This window comes from Streptomyces sp. NPDC020780, from assembly GCF_044334475.1.
Classification (GTDB): domain Bacteria; phylum Actinomycetota; class Actinomycetes; order Streptomycetales; family Streptomycetaceae; genus Streptomyces.
In genome coordinates this window covers 409,742-434,627 of the sequence record NZ_JBIRTB010000003.1, presented here as the reverse complement: position 1 = coordinate 434,627, position 24,886 = coordinate 409,742, and the positions used below count along the sequence as shown (strand labels likewise).

Genomic DNA, 24,886 nt, shown 5'->3' with positions numbered 1-24,886 from the left:
GCGACGCGTCGCCGCGGCCCGACGGCCCTGGTGCCGGCCGGTGGACGCGTACGTGGTCCACCGGCCGGCACCGTGTGTGCCACGCGCCCCACCTCACGGCGCACGGACGGCGGAAGGTCAGACGCGGTCCGCCGCGATCAGGACGTACTGGAAGGACCCGTCCTTGTACGCGTTGATGAACGCGTCCTCGATCCCCGTGACCAGCGAGGACGTGGCCCGCAGCTCCCAGTAGGGCAGCGTGTCGGGGGTGAGGTCGACGACGGCCTGCGGTACGAGGCGGTTGTCGGCCATGGCGCGCAGGTACTCCCGGCGCGAGTGGATGTTGCACTCGAAGTGCGCGTTGATCTGCGAGACCCACTTCGAAGGCTGGCCGTACCGCGGGTTCCAGCAGCCGGTGATGGTCACGTAGCGGCCCCCGACCGCGAGGATGCGGGAGTGTTCGGCGAAGAGGTCGTGCAGGTCGACGTACATGCTCGACTCGTTGTTCCACGAGCCCGCGGCCGACCCGGTACCGAGCGGCGTGGCCAGCATGTTGCAGACCCGGGCCCGGACGTGGTCCTGGAGGCCGAGTCGGCGGGCACGGTCGTTGGCGAAGTCGGCCTGCTTGGCCGACAGGGTGACTCCCTCCACCTTGCATCCGAAGCGCTGGTGCGCCATCACCATCGAGCCACCCCGGCCGCAGCCGGCGTCCACCAGGGTGTCGTCGCGCCCGATGTCACCGAGATGCCCCAGGAGGAACTCGGCCTGGGCCGACTCCAGTCGGTGCAGCTCGGCGATCAGCTTCTGCTCGCTCACACGGTCGTCCGTGCCGCCGAGTGCGGCGTGGTCCACCTCCCCGATGCCGTAGTGGTGGTGGTAGAGGCCGTCGACATCGCCGAGACGCAGGTTCACGGGCCTGGCCTCCCCGTCCCAGTAGCGGGCGATGTCCGCCTGGTAGGGCGTCGCCGGGCGGGGGATGAGCACGGAGGCGGGGGCGGCGGTGAGTTCGGTGTCGGTCACAGAAGAGTCCATTCTCTTACCAGAAGTCGGGCAGGCTGTAGCGATAGGTGTTGGACCGGTGCCAGGCGTGGTTGCCGTCGACCCACGCGGCCACACCCCGCAGGAAGCGCTGCACGGGTGGGGCGGGGCAGGCCGCGGCCAGGGCCGACGCCTCGGTCTCGAAGTCGCGCATGAGGTCGTTGTGGACCTCGACCGACTTCAGATAGGCGTCCCGGGCGGAGAGGCCCTCACGCTCGGCGATCACGACGGGCAGGTTCAGATGCCGGCCCGGAGCGTCGAGTTCCTTGGTGTAGGAGTACAGGTCGTTCACGATCGTCGTCGCGTTTCCCGCGAGGGCGATGACCCTCTGAACGGCGGCCTGGGCGTGCAGGTCCGCCGGCAGTTCGTAGCCGCCGACGGTGTCCGTGATGGTCGGGCAGGGGCGGAAGTTGTTGAACTGGCGCATCGCCAGGTACTCCCACACCTCGGGGACGTGGTCCTGCTGCGCCCAGGCCGCTTCGGCGAGGTACCCCATGTGCAGCCGGGCCATGTCGTGCCGCAACCGGTCCGCCTGGGAGGGGCTGGCCACCCGGACGAAGTACTCCATCGCGGAGCGGTAGGCCCGTCGGGGCGCGTCCGCGTGGAGCGACTTCTGCCACTGCGGCTGGTACTCCCGCGTCGTGTGCAGGGGATCGAGGGCGGTGTGGGCCAGCAGCAGGCGCTCGCCGAGGCCGACGGGCGACCCGCCGTGGTCCTCGCAGTAGCAGTCGTCCACCGCGTTCTCGGCCACCATCAGGCGGGTGGCGAGCATCAGATGGTCGATGCTGGGCGCGTCCGGATGGCAGCCGACCATGTAGCGGCCCACGGAGAAGCCGTCGAACTCCTCCTCCCAGTCCTCGGGATACAGGTCGACCTCCTCCAGCGCCCAGGCCTTGATCCTTCGGCCGACCTCCTCGACCCGCACCGGGTCAGGCTCGGGCACCGGGTGGTGGTAGAGCCCCGGGACAGGTGTGCCTTCCGCCGTGCCGGCCGGAGCACCCGGAGGCGCCGGCGGCTCCTGCCGCAGGGCCGGACGCAGGCCCGTCGTGCCCAGGCCGTTGGGGCCACGCAGGATCCGTGCCAGGCCGGCGCTCGGTGCCGGCGCCTCCACCGCCGGGGCGTCGAGGGACCGCCAGGCGGGTGCGGGCATCACGGGCGGTCCCGGGAGGAAGGGCGAGGAGGGCGGGCCGCCGGGGGCGGCACCGGCAGCGAAGGCGCTGGCCGCCGCAACGGCGGGTACACGCTCCCCGACGTGGGCGGTGGCCTCCGGAGGACTCGGCCGCGGAGGTGGCGGCTCAGACACGGGCATCCATGGCTCCTTGCTGGGTGGGCGGCTGTCGCGAAGCATCCGGGGGCATACGCGACCACCCCGGGTGGTACGGGGTTGTCGCACCGCACCTCGCGGGCTGACCGGCTACTGGGGCCGGCGGGCGATCTGCACGTTCTCCAGTACGCCGACCGCGTCCGGGACGAGGATGGCGGCGGAGTAGTAGGTGCTGACGAGGTACGAGATGACCGCCTTCTCGTCGACGCTCATGAAGCGGACCGACAGACCGGGTTCGTACTCGTCCGGCAGCCCGGTCCGGTGAAGGCCGACGACTCCCTGGTTCTCCTCGCCGGTGCGCATGGCGAGGATCGAGCTGGTCCTCTCCGGCGTGACGGGGATCTTGTTGCAGGGGAGGATCGGCACCCCTCGCCAGGCCGGAACCCCCTGGCCGCCGAGATCGACGTGGTCCGGGTAGATCCCGCGGGAGTTCCACTCCCGCCCGATCGCCGCGATCGTCCGGGGGTGCGCGAGAAAGAACGCGGTGCCGCGGCGCCGGCAGAGCAGCTCGTCCATGTCGTCCGGGGTCGGAGGGCCGGAGTGCGTCTGGATGCGCTGCTTGAAGTCGGCGTTGTGGAGCAGGCCGAACTCCCGGTTGTTGATCAGCTCGTGCTCCTGGCGCTCACGCAACGCCTCGACAGTGAGCCTGAGCTGCTCCTCGGTCTGGTTCATCGGCCCGTTGTAGAGGTCGGCGACCCTCGTGTGGATCCGCAGAACGGTCTGGGCGACCGAGAGTTCGTACTCACGTGGTTCCCGCTCGTAGTCGACGAACGAGCCGGGCAGTTCGTGCTCGCCGACGTGACCGGCCGACATGGCGATCTCCGCCTCGCCGCGATGGTTCCGCCGTCGGCGGGAGAGCGACACGAACTCTTCGACATGGGCGCGGAGGCCCGGCGCTGTGGACAGCAGTGCCGCGAAGTCGGGCCGGGACAGGGTGAGCAGCGTGCCCGGGGTCTGGGCGGTCGCGGTCTGCTTCCACCGGGCGTCCTCGTCCAGCAGGGCGTTCTCCCCGAACCGGTCGCCGTCGGCAAGCACGTCCAGAGCGACCTCCTCGCCGTACCGGCCGACGGCCGTCCGGCTGATGCGGCCGTGGGCGATCAGATGCAGCTTGTCGGCGGGCGCCCCGCGCTCGACCAGTGTCTCGCCGGCGCGGAAGTCGCGCTGCACGCACCGATCGGCGAGGGCGTTCAGTACCTCCACGTCGTCGAAGCCCCGCAGCAGGGCCAGTTCCCCCAGCTCACGGGGGATCACCCGCACCTCGGCGCCGTCCTGGACGAACTCGACGGTCCCGTCGCCGACGGTGTAGGACAGGCGACGGTTCACCCGGTAGGCACCGCCCTGGGTCTCCACCCAGGGGAGCATGCGCAGCAGCCAGCGAGAGGTGATCTCCTGCATCTGAGGGGCGGACTTGGACGTCGTGGCGAGATTACGGGCGGCCGCCGTGCCCAGGCTGGACTGCCGGGGCAGCTCCCGGCGCGCTTCCGGGCTCGAGTCAACAGTCATCGGGCAGGCTCTCCTCGGTCAGGGCGGTGAGGCGCGCACGGGCGTCACCGGGCAGCAGGAGCGAAAGGGGTAAGTGATCGGGAACCCGTCCGGATCACTAGGGACAGTAAGGGCCGCTTCGCCCCGTGGACCAAGGAAAGCCGTCGACATTAACTCGATACGATGATCGCGGCCGCATGATGTTTGTCCGAGTGCGGGAGCGTTCCAGCCACGGCCGGTGCCTCGTTCCGGCCCGGCTCCTGCCGGCTCGCCCCCGGATTGCTCCGCCGCCGTTCGTCCCGGTGCTCCAGCCGGGGTCCGCCCCGGCTCCGGAGGCAGACGGTCCCGTCGGAACGCATCCCGAGGCACTTGCCGTCACCGGACGCGTCGTGGTCGCCGGCGGGGGACCCCCAGGCCTCGTCTTCCTCCCGGGCTCGGTCCTCATCCCAGCTTCGTCCGGTCATCGACCGCCGCGGCCGGAGGGCGTCGGCGAGGCGGGGAAGCCGACCGTACGGAGCTCCGCAGCGGGTCCTGCCGTCTTCGGGTGCGGGGAGCACGAGCGGACTGGTCCGCTGTCGAGTATGGCTGTATGTGGCCATAAAAGAGGACGCAGATCGCGTGTGTGGTGGCGCCGCGTGGGGTAAGGGCTCGGTGATCTCCGGCCATGCATCCGGCAGATGACGCGTACGAGCCACAGATAGGGGTTTTCCATGTCTTCGAAGCGACGCCGCAAGAAGAGGGCCCGTCGTAAGAACGGCGCGAACCACGGCAGCCGTCCGCAGAGCTGAGGAAGCGCGCGGCGCATCGGGGGGCGGCACACGTGCCGCCCCCCGCACGACTGCCCGGGCGCGGTGGTCATCCGAGGGCCTCATCGAGGTGGTGCCGCCGCCGGCACCGGCCGGGACGCCGCGCAGCCCTTCCGGGTCCCCCGCGACCGCGGCTCAGCGCACCAGGCAGGGGCGCTTGGCGTCGAAGGTCCACCCCGGCACGAGGTACCTCATGCCGACCGCGTCGTCCCGCGCACCCAGAGCCTCCTTCCTGTAGAGCTCGTGCGCCGCCAGGAGACGGTCCATGTCGATCTGGACACCCAGGCCGGGGGAGTCGGGCACGGCGATCTCGCCGTCGACGATCCGGGGCGGGGTGACGGTGAGCCGTTCCAGGCCCTCCTGCCAGATCCAGTGCGTGTCCAGGGCGTTGTACTCGCCTGGGGCTGCGGCACCGCAGTGCGTGACCATGGCGAGCGAGATGTCGAAGTGGTTGTTGGAGTGGCAACCCCAGGTCAACCCCATCGCGTTGCACAACTGGGCCACTCGGACGGAGCCCTGCATGGTCCAGAAGTGCGGGTCGGCCAGCGGAACGGAGACCGACTGCAGGGCCAGGGCGTGGGTCAGCTGCCGCCAGTCGGTGGCGATCATGTTGGTCGCCACCGGCAGCCCCGTGGCGCGGCGGAACTCGGCGAGGATCTCCCGCCCCGAGTACCCGTCCTCCGCCCCGCACGGGTCCTCGGCGTAGGCGAGCGTGCCCACCAGCGGCGCACACAGGTCCACGGCCTCGCGCAGGGACCAGGCGCCGTTCGGGTCCAGGGTGATCCGGGCCTCGGGGAAGCGGTCCTTGAGCGCCCGTACGGCCTGGACCTCCTCCGCGCCCGCCAGCACTCCGCCCTTCAACTTGAAGTCCCGGAAGCCGTACAGGTCGTAGGCCGCCTCCGCCTGGTGGACGATCGCCTCCGGGGTGAGGGCCTCCTCGTGCCGGATGCGGTACCAGTCGACGTCCGCACCGGGCTCGCGGACGTACTCCAGGTCGGTGCGGTCGGGATCGCCGACGTAGAAGAGGTAGCCCAGCACCCGTACGGAGTCCCGCTGCTGACCGTCCCCGAGCAGGGCCGCGACCGGTACGCCGAGGTGCTGGCCGAGCAGGTCGAGCAGGGCCGACTCGACGGCCGTGACCGCGTGCACGGTAGTCCGCAGGTCGAACGTCTGGGTGCCTCGCCCGCCGGAGTCGCGGTCGGCGAACCGGTTGCCGATCTCGCGCAGGACGCGCTTGTAGTCGCCCACCTTCGCGCCGATGACCAGGGACTCGGCGTCCCGCAGTGTCTGCGTGATCTTTTCTCCGCCGGGTACCTCTCCGAGCCCCGTACGCCCCTCGGAGTCGTTGAGAACGAGGATGTTACGGGTGAAGAAGGGGCCGTGCGCGCCGGAGAGGTTCAGTTCCATGCAGTCGCGGCCGGCGACGGGATAGACCGAGAAACGGGTGATGGTCGCTTGGCTCATGGCGTTGGATTCCTTATGTCCGGTGGATACAAACAGGAACGACGCCGACCGTAACCTCCGGTCGAGCTCGACCGGGGTGGCCGGGCGCGGACCTTCGCGGTCCACGACGGCGTGGTCCGCCCGCAGGGGCCGGCGGTACGAACTCCGGGGCGTCCGGGGCGTCCAGGAGAGCGGGGCCGGTCCTTCCGAGCCCCTGGCCCTTCTCCTCGACGACGGTGGTCACCGTGATCCGTCCCCCGCCGGCCCATCCGGCCCGGTGATGTCCACCGCGAGCATGACGGTTGTGCGGGGGGATCGGTCCCGCATCAGGTCCACGACCAGTTTCCGCCGCTGGGGCAGGGAGGTCCGGGCCGGCAGGCGGTCACCGCCAGGGTGCCGGGTGCTCGCGGGGGCCGGGCCCGGGAAGGGGCAGGCGGCGCGGGCGGCCTCCGTGCGGGTGTGACCAGCCGCGATGTGAGACCTCCGTAGACGCGGGGCGGGTTCTTCTGTGAGGCTCGAGAGGTCGCAGTTCTCCCAGGACGGTCCGAGGCACCCCCACCCGTGATGGACGTGGCACGGCGTGGCCGGATCGATGAAAGGATTCAGTGTGTCGAGCGTGCCCGAGACGGGTAGCACCGTCACCAACCCCGTGATCCCCGGGTTCCACCCCGACCCCAGTGTCTGCCGCGTGGGGGAGGACTACTACCTCGCCTGCTCCAGCTTCGAGTATTTTCCCGGCGTTCCCCTCTTCCACAGCCGTGACCTGGTGCACTGGACCCAGATAGGCAACGCCCTGGACCGGCCGTCGCAACTGCGCCTGCCACGGGAGACGGCCTCCTCCAAGGGGATCTACGCTCCCACCCTGCGCCACCACGAAGGCCGGTTCTGGCTGATCACCACGAACGTGAGTGACGGCGGCAACCTGCTCTTCCACACCGAGGACCCGGCCGGCCCCTGGTCCGAACCGGTCCGGCTGCCCGGAGTCAAGGGCATCGACCCGGATCTCGCCTGGGACGAGGACGGCACCTGCTGGTGCACCACCGCGGGCGTCCAGCAGATCCGCATCGACCCGTACACCGGGGAGACCTTCGGGCCACCGCGCCGCATCTGGTCAGGCACCCCGGGCGCCAAGGCGCCGGAGGCGCCGCACCTGTACCGGATCGGCGCCTACTGGTACCTGCTGATCGCCGAGGGCGGGACCGAGCGGTGCCACGGCGTCTCGATCGCCCGGGGCCGCACCCCCGACGGCCCGTTCGAGCCCTGCCCGGACAACCCGGTCCTCACCCACCGCGGCACCGACCTGCCGATCCAGAACACCGGCCACGGAGACCTGGTGCAGGGCCCCGACGGGTCGTGGTGGATGGTCCTGCTCGGGGTACGGCCGCTCGGCGGCACCCCCGGCTGGCACGTACTCGGCAGGGAGACCTTCCTGGCCCCGGTGAGCTGGGTCGACGACTGGCCGGTCGTCGGCGAGGTGGCACCCGCCATGCCCGCGCCCCCGTGGCCTCTCGTCCCGGCGGTCCCCGCCCCCGCCAGGGACGACTTCGACCTGCCCGGACTCGCCCCGCACTGGATCTCCCCGAGGGACCGTCAGGCCGACGCCTGCACCACCGGCGAGCGCCCCGGCCGGCTGACCCTCCGGGCCCGGGGCGCCTCGCCCGACGCCACCGACGTGACGTTCGTCGGGCGCCGTCAGCAGCACCTGGCGTGCCGGGCCCGCACCCTGATCGACCCGGCGGACGGCACCGGCGGTCTGGCCGTACGCCTCGACGAGAGCCACCACTACGACATCGAGGTGGCGTCCGGCGAGGTCCGTGTGATCGCCCGCATCGGCCCCCTGCGTACCGTCGTGGCGACGCGGCCGCTCCCCGCGGGTCCCCAGGTCCTTCGGGTGGAGGTGACCGCCACCCCGGTCCCGGCCGACGCGCGGAGCGGTCCTGACACCCTCGTCCTCGGTGTCGAGGAACCCGACGGCACCTTCGCCGAACTCGCACGGCTCGACGGCCGGTACCTGTCCACCGAGGTCGCCGGCGGCTTCACCGGCCGGGTCATCGGGATGTACGCCTCCACCGGCACCGTCCACTTCGACTGGTTCGACTACGAGCCGCTGGACGACCCGGCCGGGAGGGCGCCCGCGACCACGGACTGAGCCGGACGGGGTCCGGTGGGCCCGCCCTGCCCGACCTCCGCCGGCTCGGCAGCCGATCGGATCGGGACGCGTCCGGCGCCCGCCCGATCGGGCTTCCCCGCCTGGCGTGTGCGCGGGGGAGGAACGAGCGGGCGCTCTACGGTGGGCGGATGCGACCCGTTCCCAAGTGGGCCCTGCTTTCGTCGGTATGCGCGCCCGTCCTGTTGGTCGCGGGCTGGACGATCGCGGCGCTCCTGGAGGGGCCCGCCTACGATCCCGTCACGCAGACGATCAGCGTGCTCGCGGCCCACGGCGCCGCCGGCTCCTGGGTGATGAACGGGGCCTTCATCGCCCTGGGCGTCTGCCATCTGCTCACCGCCTGGGGACTTCGGGCGGCCGCGTCCGCGGGCCGGGCGGCGCTCGGCGGCGGGGGAGTGGCAGCCCTGGGGGTGGCCCTGCTCCCGGTGCCGAGCAGCGGGGGGTCCCTCCACCACGGGTCGGTCGTCGTGGTCGGCTTCACCCTTCTCGCGGTGTGGCCGGTCCTGGCCGCCGACCGTGGCGCAGCCGCGCCCTGGGGGCTGCGCCCGGTGGTGTCGGTGATGGTGACCGCGCTGATAGGCGTCGGCGCGGCCTGGTTCCTGGTCGAGATGAGCCGGAACGGTGCCATCGGGGTCGTCGAACGGCTCCTGACGGCCTTTCAGTCCGTATGGCCCCTGGTGGTGGTCGCCTCCTGCCTTTGCCACCCCGGCAACGCCCGGCCGCCCGAGTGACCCGGACCGGCAGGATGTCCGGTCGGGGGCCGGCGTCGCCGCCGGCCCCGGTCCGTCACTGCTCCCGGCAGAGGCAGAACGGGTGCCCGGCCGGGTCCGCGTACACCCGGAAGCCGCGTTCACCGCCGCGGTCGTCGAGGTCCAGCGGTGTCGCCCCGAGAGCTAGTACCCGCTCCTCGGACCGGTCGAGGTCCACCACGTCGAAGTCCAGGTGGGCCTGCTGGGAATTGCGGTCACCGCGGGGCCACTCCGGCGGCGTGTGGCCGACCGCCCTCTGGAAGGCGATGCGGGCACCGCCCGGCACGTCGAGCGTGTACCAGTTGTCGCTGTACTTCTCGATCTCGCCTCCGAGCACGGCCCGGTAGAACTCCGCGAGCACCTGGGGGTCGGGGCAGTCGAGGGCGACGAGAGAATAGGTGGCGACGGGCACGTCGGATCCTTCCGTTCGTCTGTTTCATCTTCAGTGGCCCTGTTCCGGGGGATCGTGCACGTCCCAGGGCGGCCGCAGGCCCTTCAGGGGCCTTCCCCGTCGGCGCAGACGCGGACGGTGCCCAGCGTGGGATCGGCCGGGTCGGGGACGTTCGTACCGGCTTCGAGGCCCGAGCGCAGATAGCGCAGCAGCGGCTCGGTGATCCGTTCACCGGGCAGGACGGCGGGAATCCCCGGAGTCATCATCTCGGCGGCCACCCGGCCCACGGCCTTCTCGGCCGGTACGTCCTCGGTCGCGGAGAAGTACGCGTCCCGGGGCAGACACACCTGCTCCGGGCGCAGCTCGTCGGGGCCGGGTACGTCGACGGTGGGCGCGGGCCGCAAGGTGGGGGCGCTGCGGGACAGCTCACGCGGTCAGGGCAGCGGCGTACCACCGGTCGCGTTCATGATCTCGCCGGTGATGAAGGTCGCGTTCGACGAGGCGAGGAAGACGTAGGCCGGTGCCATCTCGGCGGGCTGCGCCGGACGCCCCAGGGGGCTCTGCTTCCCGAACTCCGTGGTGTCCGGCATGGTCGCGGGGATGAGCGGGGTCCACACGGGGCCCGGGGCCACCGCGTTGACGCGGATACCGTCGGAGGCGAGCATCTGCGCGAGGCCCTGGGTGAAGGTGACGATCGCCCCCTTCGTCATGGCGTAGTCCAGCAGGTGCGGACTGGGCTTGTACGCCTGGACCGACGTGGTGTTGATGATGGATCCACCGGCCGGAATGTGGGGCAGGGCCGTCTTGCACAGCCAGAACATCCCGTAGAGGTTGGTCCGCACCACACGGTCGAACTGGGCGGTCGAGATGGCGGCGATGCCGTCGGGCTGCGACATCTGGTACGCCGCGTTGTTCACCAGGACGTCGATGCGGCCGAACTCCGACACGGCCCGCTCGACGAGCGCCCGGCACTGCTCCTCCTCGCGGATGTCGCACGGCACCGTGACCGCCTTGCGGCCCGACTGTTCGACCAGCCGTGCGGTCTCCCGCGCCTCCTTCTCCTCGGACGGCAGGTAGGTCAGCAGGACGTCCGCGCCCTCCCGCCCGAAGGCGAGGGCCACCGCGCGGCCGATGCCCGAGTCGCCTCCCGTGATGACGGCCTTCCGGTCGAGCAGGATCCCATGACCCGTGTACGACTCCTCACCGTGGTCCGGTGGCGGATCCATCGGGCCCGTCCACCCCGGATGCTCCTGGTCCTGCTGAGGGAAATCAGGCCGGGGATGCCGGCGCGTGGGGTCCTGCGGCTGTTCGGCGTCGCTCATGTGTCCGTACTTCCTTCCCCGGTGCCCGGCAGGTGCGGGCGGCTGAAGACGTGCCGTCACGGGTTCCCCCGTGGCGGCGAAGCAATCGGCCTGGGTCGGGTGAACAGGAGGGACCGAGGCGGCCGGCGGCTACGGCGGCGTCCTGGACCTACCGGACCATGTGTCGAATCCGTGGGTCCCTCGGGGGCGGGCCCGTGTGCGGCGTCCGGGGGCCCGCCCGGTTCAGCCTGTCCCGGTCTCGCCGGTCCTGCCGCGGCGCGCGAGCAGCCGCTGGGCCGAGCTCAGTACGGCGGTGGTGGTCCGCGTGGCACGGAGCGCGGCCCGCGCCGCGTTGGCGCCCGGGGCACCGTGCACACCACCGCCCGGATGCGCCGAGGCGGAGGCCAGATACAGGCCCTTGACCGGCGTCTCGGGCCGGCCCGTGCCCGGCACCGGCCGGAAGACCAACTGCTGGTGCATACCCGCGGTGCCCCCGTTGATCGCCCCGTTGTGCAGATTGCCGTCGGCGGCCTGGAGCGCCGTCGGGGACAGGATCCGCCGCGCGCGGACGAGCGCGCGGAACCCGGGGGCGTACCGCTCGACCTGCTCCTCCACCCGGTCCGCCATCGCCCGCTCCTCCGCCGGGTCCCACCGCCCCGACAGACCGTCCGGCCCGGCGTCCGCCTTCACCCGGTGCGGCACGTGGGTGTAGGCCCACGCCGATTCCGTACCGGCCGGCGAACGGGTCGCGTCGGCGGTCGTCATCTGGCCCATCAGCAGGAAGGGCCGGTCGGGTACGAGCCCGCGGGCGATCTGCGACGCGAACCGGGTCAGCTCGTCGACCCCCTCGGCGATGTGCACGGTGCCCGCCGAGGCGGCCCGCGGGCTCGTCCACGGCACCGGCCCGTCCAGCGCCCAGTCGACCTTGAACGTGGCGAAGTCCCACTGGAACCGGCGCAGATCGTCCAGCAGCCGGGGCGGCAGATGCTGCGGGGAGACCAGGTCGCCGTACAGGCTGGGTGCCGACACGTCGGCCAGGACGGCCTTGGCCGCGGGGATCGCCTCCCGGGCCGCCGTACGGACGCCTTCGGCACGCCCCCGGCGCACCACGACCTCGGTCACCCGCTGCCCGCACCGCACGGCGCCGCCGCGTGAGCGGAGCCGTTGGACGAGGGCCGCGGTGAGCGCACCGGCGCCGCCCGCCGGAACGGGGAAGCCGAAGGACTGGCCCAGCATGGCCATCAGCCAGCCGAACCCACCGCTCCCGGCCGCCTCGGGGGCCAGGTCCGCGTGCAGCGCGTTGCCCGCCAGCAGGAGCCGGCCGCCCTCGCCCGCGAACTCCTCCTCGCCGAACCGCCGCACCGGCAGGATCAGGCTGCGGGCCAGCCTGAGGCCGCCCGCCGCCCGTAGCCGCGCCGCCAGCACCGCCCCCGCCCGGACAGGCGGGAACGGGGAGAACAGGGCGTGGACGACATCGTCGCCGAGCCGGTCCCAGATGTGGCACAGGTCCAGCCAGCTTCCCCCGTCCCCGGGGGCGAACTCTTCGAGCCCCGCCGCCGTCACCGCCCGGTCGCGGTCCAGCACGGCGCAGCTGCCGTCGAGCAGCGGGTGCGCCAGTACGTGCGGGGCGTGGCTCCAGCGCAGACCGTGGCTGCCCAGATCCAGTCCGGAGAGGATCGGTGAGGCGGCGGCCAGCGGATAGAACGAGCTGAACAGGTCGTTCACGTAACCGGGATGGACCCCCGTGTCGCTGCGTACCGCGCCGCCCGGGGTGTCCTCGGCCTCCAGGACCTCCACGGACCAGCCGGCGTCGGCGAGCAGGTTGGCCGCGACCAGGCCGTTGGGGCCGCTTCCGATCACCACTGCGTCGACCATCGTGTTGCCCTTCGCCGGGGGAGACATCAGGAGCCGGACGACCCCGGCCGGGGTCGTCCGGGGAGGTCAGGACGTGCCGTGCGCGGCGGCGTCCCGTTCGTCCGCCGCCCTCTCGACCACCCGGGCGAGCCGCGCCAGCATGGAGCGGTGCCGGATCTGGAGGAGACCGTCCAGGACCGCGTTGTGCAGGATTCCCCCGAAGCCGCTCAGCGGATGCTCGTCGAGGATCACGAGCGTCCTGTCCTGCCCCCAGGGCCTGATGTCGAAGGCGATGCGGGCCGTCCCCAGGCTGCCGCTCTCCGCCTCCAGTTCCAGCGCGCCCGGCCGCTCGATGCGCCGGACGGTGGTGCGCCCGTTGATCTCCTTGGGGCCCAGGTGCAGGGTGTAGGAGATCGACGAGCCGAGTTCGGGCCACCGGCCCTCCGCCGGGCGCGAGCCACTGGTCCCCACGACCCATCTTCCGTACTGGTTCTCGTCCTCCAGAACCGCCCACAGGGCTGACGGCGGACGGTCGATGAGGTGATGCCGGACAGCCATGGATCCTCCCGGACAGGTACACGCGCGGTCAGTGAATGTGTGGGACGGGCACCGCCTCAGGGGCGGCGCCAGTCGCCGGAGCGCAGATGGGAACCGGCCTGCGGCCCCATGCGGAGCATGCCGCCGTCCACGACCCAGGACGCGCCTGTCGTGTACGAGGCGTCGGGCCCCGCCAGGAAGGCGACGACCGCGGCGACCTCGCGGGCGTCCCCCGGGCGGCCCAGCGGGATGCCGGGCCGGTCGGCGCTCATCACGTCGGTGTCCTCCTGCCCCGTCATGGGCGTGGCGATCTCGCCCGGAGCCACCGAGTTCACCGTGATGCCGTACTCGGCCAGTTCCAGGGCCATGACCTGGGTCAGCAGCCCCAGACCGCCCTTGGCGGCACAGTACGGGGCGGCCCCGACCCGGGGCTGGTGCTCGTGGACGGACGTGATGTTGACGATGCGGCCGCCACTGCCCTGCCCGATCATCCGGCGGGCCGCCCGCTGGGAGCAGAGGAACGGCCCCACCAGGTCGACGTCGAGCACCTCGCGTACGGTCGCGAGCTCCAGGTCGAGGAAGGGTGTCGACGTCCCCGTGCCCGCGCAGTTGACCAGGACGTCGACGCGGCCCAGTTCGTCGGCGAGTGTCTCCACGGCCTCCGCGGCCTCCGTCAGCGCGGTGAGGTCCATCGGCGCCGTCGCTGCGCGGCCGCCCGCCTCCCGGACCTCGGCGGCCGTGGCCTCGGCCCCCTCCCGGTCCGTGTGCCAGGTGATGCCGACGTCCATGCCGTGCTGCGCCAGTCTCACGGCCACGGCCCGTCCGATACCGGAATCCGCCCCGGTCACCAGCGCGACAGGGGCGACGGGACGGCTGTCCTCGCTCATCGGTTCCTCCTTCGCCGCGAGACGGTCCGGCGCGGCACGCACAGGTCCGGGACCGGGTACCACCGTGGCCGGACGACAAACATCACCGTCCCGCGCTGCGGGGCCGGCCTTCACCGGGAGCCGCCGCCGAGCAGCCGTTCCCTGCGCCGGACCGCGGTCATCCCCCCGGCCGGCGAGAGACACCAGGACCACCACCGGTCGAGTGCCGGTACCGACAGGTCCTCGCAGGGGAGCAGGGCCGGCCAGTCGAGGACGCCGGCCTGCGCCGACACCTTGGCCCCGCCCCACACCGGATCCACGACCAGCGCGGGAACCCCCGCGCGCAGCGCCAGCACCATGCCGTGCAGCCGGTCGGTGACCACCACGTCGAGCCTGGCGACCAGTGCCATGTACTGGTCCGCGGTCCTGCACAGACGCGGGTCGTCGCGGGCCAGCCGGGTGTCCGCGTCGACCCGTGCGCAGTCCTTGCCGGACAGCCAGGGCAGCAGGACGCCGGCGACCTCGTCGTGGCCGCGCCGGGCGCCGTACTCGCCCTGGCCGTACGTCAGGGCGATCCCGGCCACGGGCGGCGCGGGCCGGACCGGGGCGGAGGCCGCCAGATCCGGCAGGCCCGCGGTGCCGGCGCCGTCACGTGCCACGATCCGGTGGAAGCCCCGCGCCGCCGGACCGTCCGGGTCCACCACACTCACCCCGACGGCCAGCCGCCTGCACCCGGCGTACCGCCGGTGCAGCGCGGTGATCTGCTCGCCGTGCACGGGCCCGCACACGAACAGCAGGTCTCCGTAGTCCTCGGGGCGGGCCGCGTCGAGGGTGAGCCCGCCGGGTTCGAAGACGGGGCTCCACGCGGTGTCGTGCGCGATGCCGAGCCGGCCGAGCGCCTGCGACACGGCACGCTGGGCGAGCGCGTCCCCGGCGGTGACCTCCCCGTCCCGGAAGCTGAACCAGCCGGTGACCAGCACCCGGCCGGCCGGACTCCGGGGGACGAGGAGGGCGTCCAGGGTCTCCGCGAGGCGCTGCTGCGTCATCGGCTCACTCTCTTGGGGTCCGGGGCGTCGGCACCGCCCGGCTCGTCGGCGGGTGCCAGGTCGTCGAGCAGGGCCTGGGTGTCGGCCAGCAGGCTGCCGACCGACGCCGTGACCTCGGGCTCCGCGCCGGACAGGGTGGCGTGCATGGCGGTGTGGGCCTCGTGCGCCCGCGCCAGGTGCTCGCCGCGCCGCCGCGCGAGTTCCCCGTCGGCACCGCGCTCCATGACCGTCCGGTCGACCTCGCAGACCTCGGCGGCGGCCGTCAGCAGGACGCCGAGTTCGCTCAGGGTGCGTCCGGGCGGCCGGGGAAGGCGGCGCCGGTCGGACGCCGTCTCCAGGAGGGTGAGGGTCAGGGTCAGGAGCCGGTCGCTGACCCGTGTCCAGACCGAGTCCCACGTCTCCGGCGGCGTCGGCCGGACGCCGCGCCGGAAGCGGAGCCCCGGGTTGAGCCGGACACTCTCCGAAGCCCATCCGCGGGCGGTGCGCAGTTCGGCCAGGTCTCCGTAGAGGGTGAGCGCTCCCTCGTACCAGTCGTTGGCCCGGGCCTCGTCGTAGTCGTCGGTTCCCTCGGCCATGTCCCGCAGGAGATCCGCGCACGCGCGGGGCAGCGCGCACGCCAGCCGGTGGACCTGTACGGAGTGGACGGGCGGCAGGACGAGCGCGTTGACGCCGATCCCCACCACGGCTCCCACCGCCGTCTCCAGCAGGCGGTGCCCGACGGCGAACAGCGAGTACGAGCCGTAGGCGAGCACGAACAGCGCGGTGGTGGGCGCGTACAGCCCTTGCTGGCCCACCGGGGCGCAGGTGCCGAGGAGGACGGTCACCGGGAGCACGATGACCATCGCGAGCATCGTGTCCCCGGTCAGCGCGGCCGCTCCGGCGGCGAGCAGAGTCCCGGAAGCGATCATGACGACCAGTTCGACGGCCGTCCGCACCGACCGGTAGACGGTGCCCTGCACCAGAGCCACCGCCGCCCATGGTGCCATGAGCGCCATGGGAGCCTTCAGCCACCAGCCCGTCAGCGCCCAGGCGAGGGCCGCCGCCCCGGCGGCCTTCAGCGCCTGCACCACCTGGTACCGGTCGGGCCTGGTGACTCCCCGCACCGGAGAGCCGGTACGCAGCCTCACCGCGGGTGCGGGGTCGTGGGCGAACAGCGGGGGGAGGGGGCGGCGGGCTCCTCAGGAGAGCAGGTTGCGGCCAGGACGGCTGCCGGTCCGGCGAAGGGCGTCACCGCACCCCCTGGAGCGTCTGGGTGCGCAGCTGTTCGCAGCACTGGCTGAGCAGACGGGAGACGTGCATCTGCGAGATGCCCAGTGCCTCCGCGATGCTGACCTGCGTCATGTCCCGGAAGTAGCGCAGGTACAGGATGGTCCGTTCGCGCTCGGGCAGCCGGCGCAGACCCGGCTTGACGGCTTCGCGGTCCACGGCGACGTCGAGGGCCGGGTCGCAGTGGCCGAGCGTGTCACCGAGCGAGTAACCGTCGTCCGTTCCGGGCATTTCGGCGTCGAGGGACAGCGTGCTGTAGCTCTCCAGGGCCTCCAGGCCCAGCAGCACGTCCTCCTCACGGAGACCGGTCTCGGCCGCGATCTCCGCGCAGGTGGGCGCGCGTCCCTCGAGGGACTGGGAGAGGTCGCGGCGGGCCACACGCACGCGGTTGCGCAGGTCCTGGACCCGCCGGGGCACGTGCACGTCCCAGGTGTGGTCGCGGAAGTGCCGCTTGAGCTCGCCGGTCACGGTGGGGACGGCGTACGTCTCGAAGGCCTTGCCGCGGAAGGGGTCGTAGCGGTCGACGGCCTTGACGAGGCCCATCGCCGCCACCTGGCGCAGGTCGTCCATGGATTCACCGCGGTTGCGGAAGCGGGACGCCAGGCGGTGGGCCATCGGAAGCCAGGCACAGATCGTCTCGCGCCTCAGCTCGTCCCGCTCCCCCCCGTCCGGCAGCGTGCGCAGCCGCCGGAACGCGGTGTCGGTCGACGGACTGTCGGCGTGCGGACGCGGTGCTGCGGGGGACGACTCGGCCATGGTGCTCACTCCCTCGGCGGTGCGAATGCCGGTCACCGTGGGAGCGCATCGAATCGGACGGATCCCGCCCGGAGTCGAACTCCCACGGGCGTACCTCCTGTCCGAAGCACAAACACCACCATACCGGACCAAAACCAGGCCACACGTGGGGGGCGACTTCACGGGTCCCATGCCTGGTCAGGCCGCCCCGAAGGGGCTGTCGTCCAGGTGCGCGAGCAGGTCCGCCGCGTCCTCGTACACCGTGTGCGCGCCCGCGCCCTCCAGGTCCGCCCGTGGGATGCCGCCCGAGAGCAGCGCCACGGCGCCGACACCCGCCCGGACCGCCGTACGCATGTCCCACACGGTGTCGCCCACGAACACCGCGTCCGCCGCGTCCACCTCCGCCAGCTCCAGTGCGTGCCGGACCGGCTCCGGAGCCGGTTTGCCCTCGGCCACGTCGTCCGAGCTGGCGGTGTCCAGGATGGCGCTGTCGGCGTCGACGGCCGACCTCAGCGCGTCGAGCTCGCCGCCGCTCGCGGAGGTGACGAGTACGACGCGCCAGCCCCGTCCGGCGAGCTCCCGCAGCAGGTCGCCGGCGCCCGTGAAGGCGGGGAGCCGGTCGAAGTAGGTGCCGTAGAGGGTCTTGTGGGCGGCGCTCAGGGCCGCGTCCTGGTCCCGGTCGCGGTCCTCACCGAGCAGCCGCTCGATCAGGTCCCCGGAGCCGAGGCCGACCGCCCGGTGGATCGCCGGCATCGGCACGGTGTGACCCGCCTGCCGGAACGCCTCCCACCAGGTGACCACGTGCAGATGGTTGGTGTCGGCGAGAGTGCCGTCCACGTCGAAGAGTGCAGCCCGTGCCATGTCCTCCCGCTTTCCTCTCTGTGCGCCGGCGGTCGTGCGCCGACGGCTCCGTGCAGGGACGCGGGCCCCGGGGGGAGCGTCCTCCCCGGGCTCCCGCCCCGCGTGCCGCCGGCTGCCCCGGGCGGCGCGGTGCCGTGCCCCTCAGAGGCTCTCGTCCTCCTCGTCGGCGATGTGCACGGCGGCTTCCTCGGCCGACGCGGCCCCGCCGTCGACGCCCACGTCCTCGGCGAACACATCGGTGTGCCGCCCCGTGTCGTCGGAGGCGGTCAGCCTGCCCGCCCGCACGTCACCGGCGATGTCCTCCTGCGGCTCACCCTCTCCCTGCGCGAGGTCGCCGATGCCGTCGCCCTCGGGCGGACGCGGCTCCTCGACCTCCTGGGCGAGGCGCTGATCGAGCGATTCGCCCTCGCGCTCCTCCGCGCCGGTGGTGCCGTACTTGTCCACCCCCAGCGGCCGCTCGGGAGGCGAGTAGCCCTCCTCCATCTGGTCGTCCAGGTCGCGTTCGCCCAGTGCGTTCTCCATGTCGAGCTCGTCGCTCGGCCGGTTCTGCACACCGTCGTTGGGTGGCTGGTAGACGTCGTCGCCGCGTGCCTCTTCGGACATGGCTCGCTCCCCTTCCCGTTCCTGCCGCGCGCCGCGGGCACGGCCGCTCAGCGACCGAGCGCCCGGCGCAGTTCGTCCTTGTTCATGGAGGACCGGCCGTCGATGTTCTTCTTCTTCGCCTCGGCGTAGAGCTGATCCCGGGTGGGTCCCTGCGCGCCCTGGTGGGAACGCTCCCCACCGCGCTGCGGGGCGGACTTCCGGTCCCGGGTGGAGGTGCTGCTCGCGGACTTCGACTCACCGGACCTCGCGCGTTCCTTGTTCACGGTCCTGGCCGCGATCTCCTTCGCCCGGCTCTCGGAGGCGCCCCGCTCCTCCTGGCTCTCCTTGATGTGCTCGTACTGCCGCTCGCGCTTCGGACTGGATCCCGCAGGCATGTCGTGCTCCTCGCCTCGTCCGGTCCGCGTCCCGGATGTCCGGGCTCCGCGGGTTTCGTGACGTGGGGCCGGTACCGGCCCGAACGAACGCGTTTCCCCTGTGCGGACGCCTAAACGGAACCGCCGGCGGCCCGCTCTCCGAGAGGGGCGGTGGTGCCCGGTACGGGCACCGCCCGCGTACGCGCCACCGAGAGCAGCGGGGGCGGCGTCAGGAGCTGTGTTCCCAACTCTCCGACGCCTGGGTTCCCGCGTACGCCGGGAACCTGCTGCTAGGGGTACCCGCCGAAACGGGGCCGAACCGGCTCACGCCGCATCCCCGTCCGTCTCCACGCCGTGCCCGGTCGCACGACCGCTGATGGGTACCCGCGATCGACACGGCCTAACGGCCCCGCCCGGCGGCCTACGGCGCGTACGGCGGGGTCCCGCCCCGCCGTACGCGGCCCGCCGACACGACCACGCGCTCGCGCCGCCGGGAGCGTCACGGCAGGTACGTTCGCTGACGTGTCACCGGCCGGCGGCCGCCCGGCGCACGCCACGCACGCTGAGGAGCGGATGCCGATGTCGGTCGAGGAGTACGCCCTGCCGGTCCAGGGCGCCCCGTGCTGGATGCACCTGATGGTGCGCGACCTCGCGGGCGCGGAAGCCTTCTACGCCTCCGTCCTCGGGTGGAGCTTCCGGCACAGCACGCTGGGCGAGGGCTACTCCACGGCCCTCGTCGACGGCCGGCCGGTTGCCGGGCTCGGCGTCCACGCCCAGGACTGGGACCCGGTCACCGTCTGGACCCCGTACTTCGCCGTCAGGGACGCGGACCTGACCGCCGCCCTGGTGCGCGAGCGCGGGGCCACGGTCGCCGTCGGGCCGCTGCGCAAGGGCGGCGGACGCGCGGCGCTCGCCTCGGACCGCGACGGCGCCGTGTTCGGCTTCTGGGAGGGCCCCACACCGGCGTGGGCGGTGGGTGAGGGCAGCGCTCCACCCCGGCTCGAACTCCGGACCAGGGACGTGTTCGAGGCGGCCATCTTCTACGGCGAGGTCTTCTCCTGGTCCGACGCGGACACCGGGGGCGGCGTCGAGGTCCTCTACGAGGAGGAACGGGTCGTCGTCAGGGCGTGGGGCCGGCCCGTGGCCCTCCTGCACGGTGGCGCCGTCGAGCAGGACCCCGACCCGAGGACCCGGCCCCGGTGGGTGGTCCACTTCGACGTCGCCGACACCGAACGGGCCGCGGCCGCCGCGGTCGACGCGGGCGGGACGGCCGCACCCGCCGCCCCCGGGGCCTGTGTACCCGGCGGCGGATACGTCATCCGCGACCCGGAAGGCGGACTCTTCACCGTGTCGCGCCCCGCCGACCGCTGAGCTCTTCCCGGGGTCGCGGCACGGCGGCCGTTGAACCCCCGTGGAAGAGGACAGGGGTGTCCCGCCCGCGGGCGGGCAGGAGGCGGTCCGGAAAGACGACGAGGACAATGAGAGGGACTGCCGCGCGTGAGGCCCCTGCCCTGCCGCACCGGCCGGGCGACGGGTGTCCCTCGGGTCGGCGGCCTGGGAGAGGCGGTGCTCCGGTGCGTTACGTCGGTGTCGAGGAGGAACTCCTGCTGGTGGACACGGACACCTTCGAGCCGTGTGCGATGTCGGCCGCGGTGCTCGCCATGGCCGACCGGGCGGGGGCGGACGACGACATCTTCCAGAAGGAACTGCAGAGCCAGCAAATGGAGTTCGCCACCCGCCCGCAGTCCGACATGGGCGCGCTCGAGGCGGAGATCAGGAGCAGACGCAGGGAGTCCGCGGAGCACGCGGGCAGGCTGGGCGCCTCCGTGGCCGCGCTCGCGACCTCCCCGCTGCCGGTCAGCCCGGCCATCAGCGCGGACGAGCGGTACCACTGGATGCAGCGGGAGTTCGGGCTCACGGCGCTGGAACAGCTGACATGCGGGTGCCATGTGCATGTGTCCGTGGAGTCCGACGAGGAGGGAGTGGCCGTCGTCGACCGGATCAGGCCGTGGCTGGCCCCCCTGCTCGCCATGAGCGCCAACTCCCCTTTCTGGCAGGGGATCGACACGGGCTACCGGAGCTACCGGAGCCGGGTCTGGGGGCGGTGGCCGTCGGCCGGCCCCACGGAGGTGTTCGGGTCGGCGCAGCGGTACCACGACCACGTGGCCGCCATGATCGACACAGGTGTCGTACGCGACCGGGGCATGGTCTACTTCGACGCCCGGCTCTCGCACAACCACCCGACGGTCGAGGTGCGGGTCGCGGACGTGTGCCTGGACGCGTCGACCACCGTACTGCTGGCCCTCCTGGTGCGGGGTCTCGTGGAGACGGCCGCGCGGGAGTGGCGGGAGGGCGTGCCGCCCCGGCCGGTCGGCGCGGGGCTGCTGCGCCTGGCGTCGTGGAGAGCGGGCCGCTCCGGCCTGGACGACACCCTGATCCACCCCCGCACCATGAGGCCCGGCCCCGCCGAAGGCTCGCTGGAGGCACTGCTGGACCACGTGCGCGACGCACTCGAGGACATGGGCGATCTGCCGCTCGCCCGCGAGGGGGTGAGCCGCCTCATGCGGACCGGTAACGGAGCACGTCGGCAGCGGGAGCTGCTGCGGCGCACCGGGGATCCGGCAGCGGTGATCGCGGACTGCGTCCAGCGCACCCAGAAATGACCGGGCGGTACGGCGGGGGGCGATCCGGCGCTCCACGCGGGTCGTGCTGGTTTGCCGCCCGGGCACAGCCCTGGTTCGCTGGTAGCGGGGGCAACCGGGCGGAGGGACGCAGGGCCGCCCGGCCGGGTGGGGCGGAGGAAGGGAGACCGTCATGTGCCGATGGCTCGCCTACGCGGGTTCGCCCGTCCTGCTGGACGACGTTCTCTACAAGCCGGCGCACTCGGTGATCGACCAGAGCCTGCACGCGAAGCTGGGCGTCGAGACGACGAACGGCGACGGCTTCGGTATCGGCTGGTACGAACCGGGATCGGGTCGCGCCGCCCCGGCGGTCGTACGCGACACCGGCCCCGCGTGGAACAACCGCAATCTCCGGGAGATCGCCGGGTACGTCCGGTCCCCCCTCTTCTTCGCCCATGTGCGGGCGTCGACGGGGACCGCCGTGCAGCAGTCCAACTGCCATCCGTTCCGGCGCGGACGGTGGATGTGGATGCACAACGGGGCGGTGCAGGACTTCGACCGGCTCCGCCGGGAGATGTGCCTGGCGGTCGATCCGGCCCTCTTCTCCTCCATCGAGGGGTCGACCGACTCCGAGGTGATGTTCTACCTGGCCCTGACGTTCGGCCTGGACCAGGACGTCCCCGGTGCCGTGGCGCGCATGGCCGGGTTCGTGGAAGGACTGGGCCGGGACCACGGCATCGAGAACCCGCTCCAGATGACGATCGCCGTGGCGGACGGCCGGCGGCTGTGGGCCTTCCGGTACTCGAGCCAGGGCAGGTCGCGCTCGCTCTTCTACAGCAGCCGGGTGGACAGCGTGCGCACGCTGCACCCGAATCTGGCGCTCATGCGCGAGCTGTCCGACGACACCCGCATGGTGGTCTCCGAGCCCGTGGGCGACCTCCCGGGGCTGTGGAACGAACTGCCGGAGGCCACGTACACGGTCGTGCCCTCGGGGAACGGCGACTACGCGCCCTTCGCCCCGGTGCCGGCCTGACACCCCGGGGCGCCGCGCCGGACTCAGGGCCTTGGCGGGCCGTACGCGGGGTAGGCGACGGGTTGGCGGGCCCCGCCGCGGCGTCATCCGGCGCCCCCGGCGGGCGACGGGCCCCGCCCCGCCGGGCCCGTTCCGGGTGCGGAGGGCGAGGCGGGAACCGAGGATGCGAGGGTGGCGAGCCGCACCGGCCGGCACCGTCGTACCGAGAAGCGACATCCCGAGGGAGACGAACACCATGGCGCCCGAGCGATCCTCTTCCGGCAGCACAGCCTCGCGCGACCCCGGCCTCGCCCGGCCGGTGGCCGCACGGGCGGGGTGGAGCGAGGTGGACCTGCGGGCGGTGGACACCGTCCGGGTTCTGGCCGCGGACGCCGTCCAGAAGACGGGCAACGGGCACCCCGGCACGGCGATGAGCCTGGCACCGCTCGCCTACCTGCTGTTCCAGCAGGTCATGCGGCACGACCCGGCCGACGACCAGTGGCTCGGCAGGGACCGCTTCGTCCTCTCCTGCGGCCACACCAGCCTCACGCTGTACATCCAGCTGTACCTGGCCGGCTACGGCCTGGAGATGAAGGACCTCCAGGCACTTCGCACCTGGGGATCGGCGACCCCCGGGCACCCCGAGTACCGGCACACCCGGGGCGTCGAGATCACCACCGGTCCGCTGGGCCAGGGAATGGGCGCGGCCGTCGGCATGGCGATGGCGGCCCGCAGGGAACGAGGACTGCTCGATCCGGACGCCGCCCCCGGCGCCAGCCCCTTCGACCACCACGTGTACGTGGTCGCGTCGGACGGCGACATGATGGAGGGAGTCGCCTCCGAGGCCTCCTCGCTCGCCGGGCACCAGCGGCTGGGCAACCTCATCGCCTTCTACGACTCGAACCACATCTCGATCGAGGACGACACCGACATCTCCTTCAGCGAGGACGTCCCCGCCCGTTACGCCGCCTACGGCTGGCACGTGCAGACGGTGGACTGGACGCGCACGGGTGACTACGTCGAGGACGTGGACGCGCTGCTGGCCGCGATCGAGGCGGCGCAGGAGGAGCGGGACCGGCCGTCGCTGATCATGCTCCGTACCATCATCGGCTGGCCCGCCCCCACGAAGCGGAACAGCGGCAAGGCCCACGGCTCCGCGCTGGGCGACGACGAGGTCGCCGCCACCAAGCGCCTCCTGGGCTTCGACCCCGAGGTCCGCTTCGCGATCGAGGACGAGGTCCTCGCCCACGCCCGGGCGGTCGGGGATCGGGGCAGGCAGGCGCACACGCTCTGGGATTCCGGCTACCAGGAGTGGAGGACCGCGAACCCGGACCGGGCCGCACTGCTCGACCGCCTGCGGGAGCAGAAGCTGCCCCCGGGCTGGACCGACGCGCTGCCGGTCTTCCCGGCCGACCCCAAGGGCATGGCCACCCGCAAGGCGTCGGGTCTCGTGCTCACCGCGCTCGCGCCGGTCCTGCCCGAGCTCTGGGGCGGCTCCGCGGACCTGGCCGGCAGCAACAACACCACGATGGAGGGCGAGCCGTCCTTCGTCCCCGCCGACCGGCAGACCGAGGAGTTCGCGGGCGGCCCCTACGGGCGGACCCTGCACTTCGGCATCCGGGAACACGCGATGGGCGCCGTACTCAACGGCATCGCCCTGCAGAGCCTGACCCGTCCCTACGGCGGTACGTTCCTGACGTTCAGCGACTACATGAGGCCGGCGGTCCGCCTCGCCGCCCTGATGAAGCTCCCCGCCACCTACGTGTGGACCCACGACTCGATCGGCCTGGGGGAGGACGGCCCGACGCACCAGCCGGTGGAGCACCTCGCGGCCCTGCGCGCGATCCCGGGACTCGACGTCGTACGCCCGGCCGACGCCAACGAGACCACGGTCTGCTGGCGGACGGTCCTGGAACACCCGGACCGGCCCGCCGGCCTGGTGCTGACCCGGCAGAACCTGCCCGTGCTCGACCGCGGCGACGGAACCCTCGCCCCGGCGGAGGGAGCGGCACGCGGCGCCTACGTCCTCGCGAAGGAACCCGGGGACGGAGCCCCCGACGTCATCCTGGTGGCCACGGGCTCCGAGGTGCACATCGCCCTCGAGGCGCGCGCCCTCCTCGCCACGGAGGGCCTGCGCGTCCGCGTGGTCTCGATGCCCAGTCGCGAGTGGTTCTCCGCGCAGCCCAGCGCCTACCAGGACGAGGTGCTGCCGCCGGCCGTACGCGCCCGCGTGAGTGTCGAGGCCGCCGTCGGCCAGGGCTGGCGCGAGGTGGTCGGCGACGCCGGCCGGATCGTGAGCCTCGAGCACTACGGCGAGTCCGCCGACTACCAGCGGCTGTACGAGGAGTTCGGCTTCACCCCGGACGCCGTCGCCGCGGCCGCCCGCGGCAGCATCGGCGACGCGGCCGCCGCCCCCGTGCCCGGCGGCCGGCGCCGCACCTCCGGCTGAGGC

Annotated in this window: 22 protein-coding genes and 1 pseudogene; 7 read left to right on the top strand and 16 right to left on the bottom strand. The window is 72.7% G+C overall.

Translation table 11 applies throughout. The annotated features are described in order from the left end of the window. Nucleotides 1-117 precede the first annotated feature (117 nt). From ACH4VO_RS08135 to ACH4VO_RS08125, 3 genes are all read right to left on the bottom strand, one after another. Nucleotides 118-999, bottom strand: a complete 882-nt coding sequence (locus ACH4VO_RS08135; protein WP_398440905.1) for a geranyl diphosphate 2-C-methyltransferase — start codon at nt 997-999, stop codon at nt 118-120. A gap of 16 nt (nt 1,000-1,015) precedes the next feature. Then, nucleotides 1,016-2,326, bottom strand: a complete 1,311-nt coding sequence (locus ACH4VO_RS08130; protein WP_360984631.1) for a family 2 encapsulin nanocompartment cargo protein terpene cyclase — start codon at nt 2,324-2,326, stop codon at nt 1,016-1,018. Nucleotides 2,327-2,431: 105 nt separating this feature from the next. After that, a complete protein-coding gene (locus ACH4VO_RS08125) occupies nt 2,432-3,844 on the bottom strand; it encodes a family 2B encapsulin nanocompartment shell protein (protein ID WP_360984634.1) in 1,413 nt (470 codons plus the stop codon). Nucleotides 3,845-4,533: 689 nt separating this feature from the next. Here ACH4VO_RS08125 and ACH4VO_RS08120 point away from each other — a divergent pair. Continuing rightward, entirely contained in the window at nt 4,534-4,611 is a 78-nt protein-coding gene (locus ACH4VO_RS08120; RefSeq protein ID WP_374104540.1) for a 50S ribosomal protein bL37, read from the top strand. A gap of 153 nt (nt 4,612-4,764) precedes the next feature. Here the strand turns inward: ACH4VO_RS08120 and ACH4VO_RS08115 are convergent, their stop codons facing one another. Continuing rightward, a complete protein-coding gene (locus ACH4VO_RS08115) occupies nt 4,765-6,093 on the bottom strand; it encodes an enolase C-terminal domain-like protein (RefSeq protein ID WP_360984637.1) in 1,329 nt (442 codons plus the stop codon). A gap of 586 nt (nt 6,094-6,679) precedes the next feature. Between ACH4VO_RS08115 and ACH4VO_RS08110 the strand changes: the two genes are divergently transcribed. Beyond that, nucleotides 6,680-8,221, top strand: coding sequence for a glycoside hydrolase family 43 protein (locus ACH4VO_RS08110; protein WP_360984640.1), 1,542 nt, complete (start codon nt 6,680-6,682; stop codon nt 8,219-8,221). Between the two features lie 149 nt (nt 8,222-8,370). After that, complete coding sequence (locus ACH4VO_RS08105; RefSeq protein WP_360984643.1) at nt 8,371-8,970, top strand: DUF998 domain-containing protein; 600 nt, start codon at nt 8,371-8,373, stop codon at nt 8,968-8,970. A 55-nt stretch (nt 8,971-9,025) separates the two neighbouring features. Here the strand turns inward: ACH4VO_RS08105 and ACH4VO_RS08100 are convergent, their stop codons facing one another. The 12 genes and pseudogenes from ACH4VO_RS08100 to ACH4VO_RS08045 all read right to left on the bottom strand — a co-directional run bounded on the left by ACH4VO_RS08100 (nt 9,026) and on the right by ACH4VO_RS08045 (nt 18,822). Further along, entirely contained in the window at nt 9,026-9,400 is a 375-nt protein-coding gene (locus ACH4VO_RS08100) for a VOC family protein (protein ID WP_360984646.1), read from the bottom strand. An 83-nt stretch (nt 9,401-9,483) separates the two neighbouring features. Next, nucleotides 9,484-9,810: pseudogene (locus ACH4VO_RS08095) on the bottom strand (ornithine decarboxylase); the annotation flags it as partial. A 3-nt stretch (nt 9,811-9,813) separates the two neighbouring features. Then, on the bottom strand, nt 9,814-10,701 hold the full coding sequence (locus ACH4VO_RS08090) for an SDR family oxidoreductase (RefSeq protein ID WP_360984649.1): 888 nt from the start codon (nt 10,699-10,701) through the stop codon (nt 9,814-9,816). A 222-nt stretch (nt 10,702-10,923) separates the two neighbouring features. Further along, nucleotides 10,924-12,555 (bottom strand): NAD(P)/FAD-dependent oxidoreductase, encoded by a 1,632-nt coding sequence (locus tag ACH4VO_RS08085; RefSeq protein WP_360984652.1) that lies wholly within the window; start codon nt 12,553-12,555, stop codon nt 10,924-10,926. Between the two features lie 66 nt (nt 12,556-12,621). Then, a complete protein-coding gene (locus ACH4VO_RS08080) occupies nt 12,622-13,092 on the bottom strand; it encodes an SRPBCC family protein (RefSeq protein ID WP_360984655.1) in 471 nt (156 codons plus the stop codon). A gap of 56 nt (nt 13,093-13,148) precedes the next feature. After that, nucleotides 13,149-13,958 (bottom strand): SDR family oxidoreductase, encoded by an 810-nt coding sequence (locus ACH4VO_RS08075; protein WP_360984658.1) that lies wholly within the window; start codon nt 13,956-13,958, stop codon nt 13,149-13,151. A gap of 110 nt (nt 13,959-14,068) precedes the next feature. Then, a complete protein-coding gene (locus ACH4VO_RS08070) occupies nt 14,069-14,983 on the bottom strand; it encodes a polysaccharide pyruvyl transferase family protein (RefSeq protein WP_360984661.1) in 915 nt (304 codons plus the stop codon). Further along, nucleotides 14,980-16,086 (bottom strand): FUSC family protein, encoded by a 1,107-nt coding sequence (locus ACH4VO_RS08065; protein WP_360984664.1) that lies wholly within the window; start codon nt 16,084-16,086, stop codon nt 14,980-14,982. Before ACH4VO_RS08065 ends, ACH4VO_RS08070 begins: the two co-directional genes overlap by 4 nt. A 124-nt stretch (nt 16,087-16,210) precedes the next feature. Then, nucleotides 16,211-17,005, bottom strand: coding sequence for a SigB/SigF/SigG family RNA polymerase sigma factor (locus ACH4VO_RS08060; protein ID WP_360985063.1), 795 nt, complete (start codon nt 17,003-17,005; stop codon nt 16,211-16,213). 177 nt (nt 17,006-17,182) lie between these two features. Next, complete coding sequence (locus tag ACH4VO_RS08055; protein WP_360984667.1) at nt 17,183-17,845, bottom strand: HAD family hydrolase; 663 nt, start codon at nt 17,843-17,845, stop codon at nt 17,183-17,185. A gap of 141 nt (nt 17,846-17,986) precedes the next feature. After that, nucleotides 17,987-18,448: a DUF5709 domain-containing protein gene (locus ACH4VO_RS08050; protein ID WP_360984670.1), complete on the bottom strand. Its 462-nt coding sequence runs from the start codon at nt 18,446-18,448 to the stop codon at nt 17,987-17,989. 47 nt (nt 18,449-18,495) lie between these two features. Next, on the bottom strand, nt 18,496-18,822 hold the full coding sequence (locus ACH4VO_RS08045; protein WP_360984673.1) for a plasmid stabilization protein: 327 nt from the start codon (nt 18,820-18,822) through the stop codon (nt 18,496-18,498). A 558-nt stretch (nt 18,823-19,380) separates the two neighbouring features. Here ACH4VO_RS08045 and ACH4VO_RS08040 point away from each other — a divergent pair. From ACH4VO_RS08040 to tkt, 4 genes are all read left to right on the top strand, one after another. Further along, nucleotides 19,381-20,172 carry a VOC family protein gene (locus ACH4VO_RS08040; RefSeq protein WP_360984676.1) on the top strand — a complete coding sequence of 264 codons (792 nt, stop codon included), beginning with the start codon at nt 19,381-19,383 and terminating at the stop codon, nt 20,170-20,172. Between the two features lie 203 nt (nt 20,173-20,375). Further along, entirely contained in the window at nt 20,376-21,464 is a 1,089-nt protein-coding gene (locus tag ACH4VO_RS08035) for a glutamate--cysteine ligase (RefSeq protein ID WP_360984679.1), read from the top strand. 151 nt (nt 21,465-21,615) lie between these two features. After that, nucleotides 21,616-22,455 carry a class II glutamine amidotransferase gene (locus ACH4VO_RS08030; RefSeq protein WP_360984681.1) on the top strand — a complete coding sequence of 280 codons (840 nt, stop codon included), beginning with the start codon at nt 21,616-21,618 and terminating at the stop codon, nt 22,453-22,455. Nucleotides 22,456-22,690: 235 nt separating this feature from the next. Continuing rightward, a complete protein-coding gene (gene tkt, locus ACH4VO_RS08025) occupies nt 22,691-24,883 on the top strand; it encodes a transketolase (RefSeq protein WP_360984684.1) in 2,193 nt (730 codons plus the stop codon). The last annotated feature ends 3 nt before the right edge of the window (nt 24,884-24,886 follow it).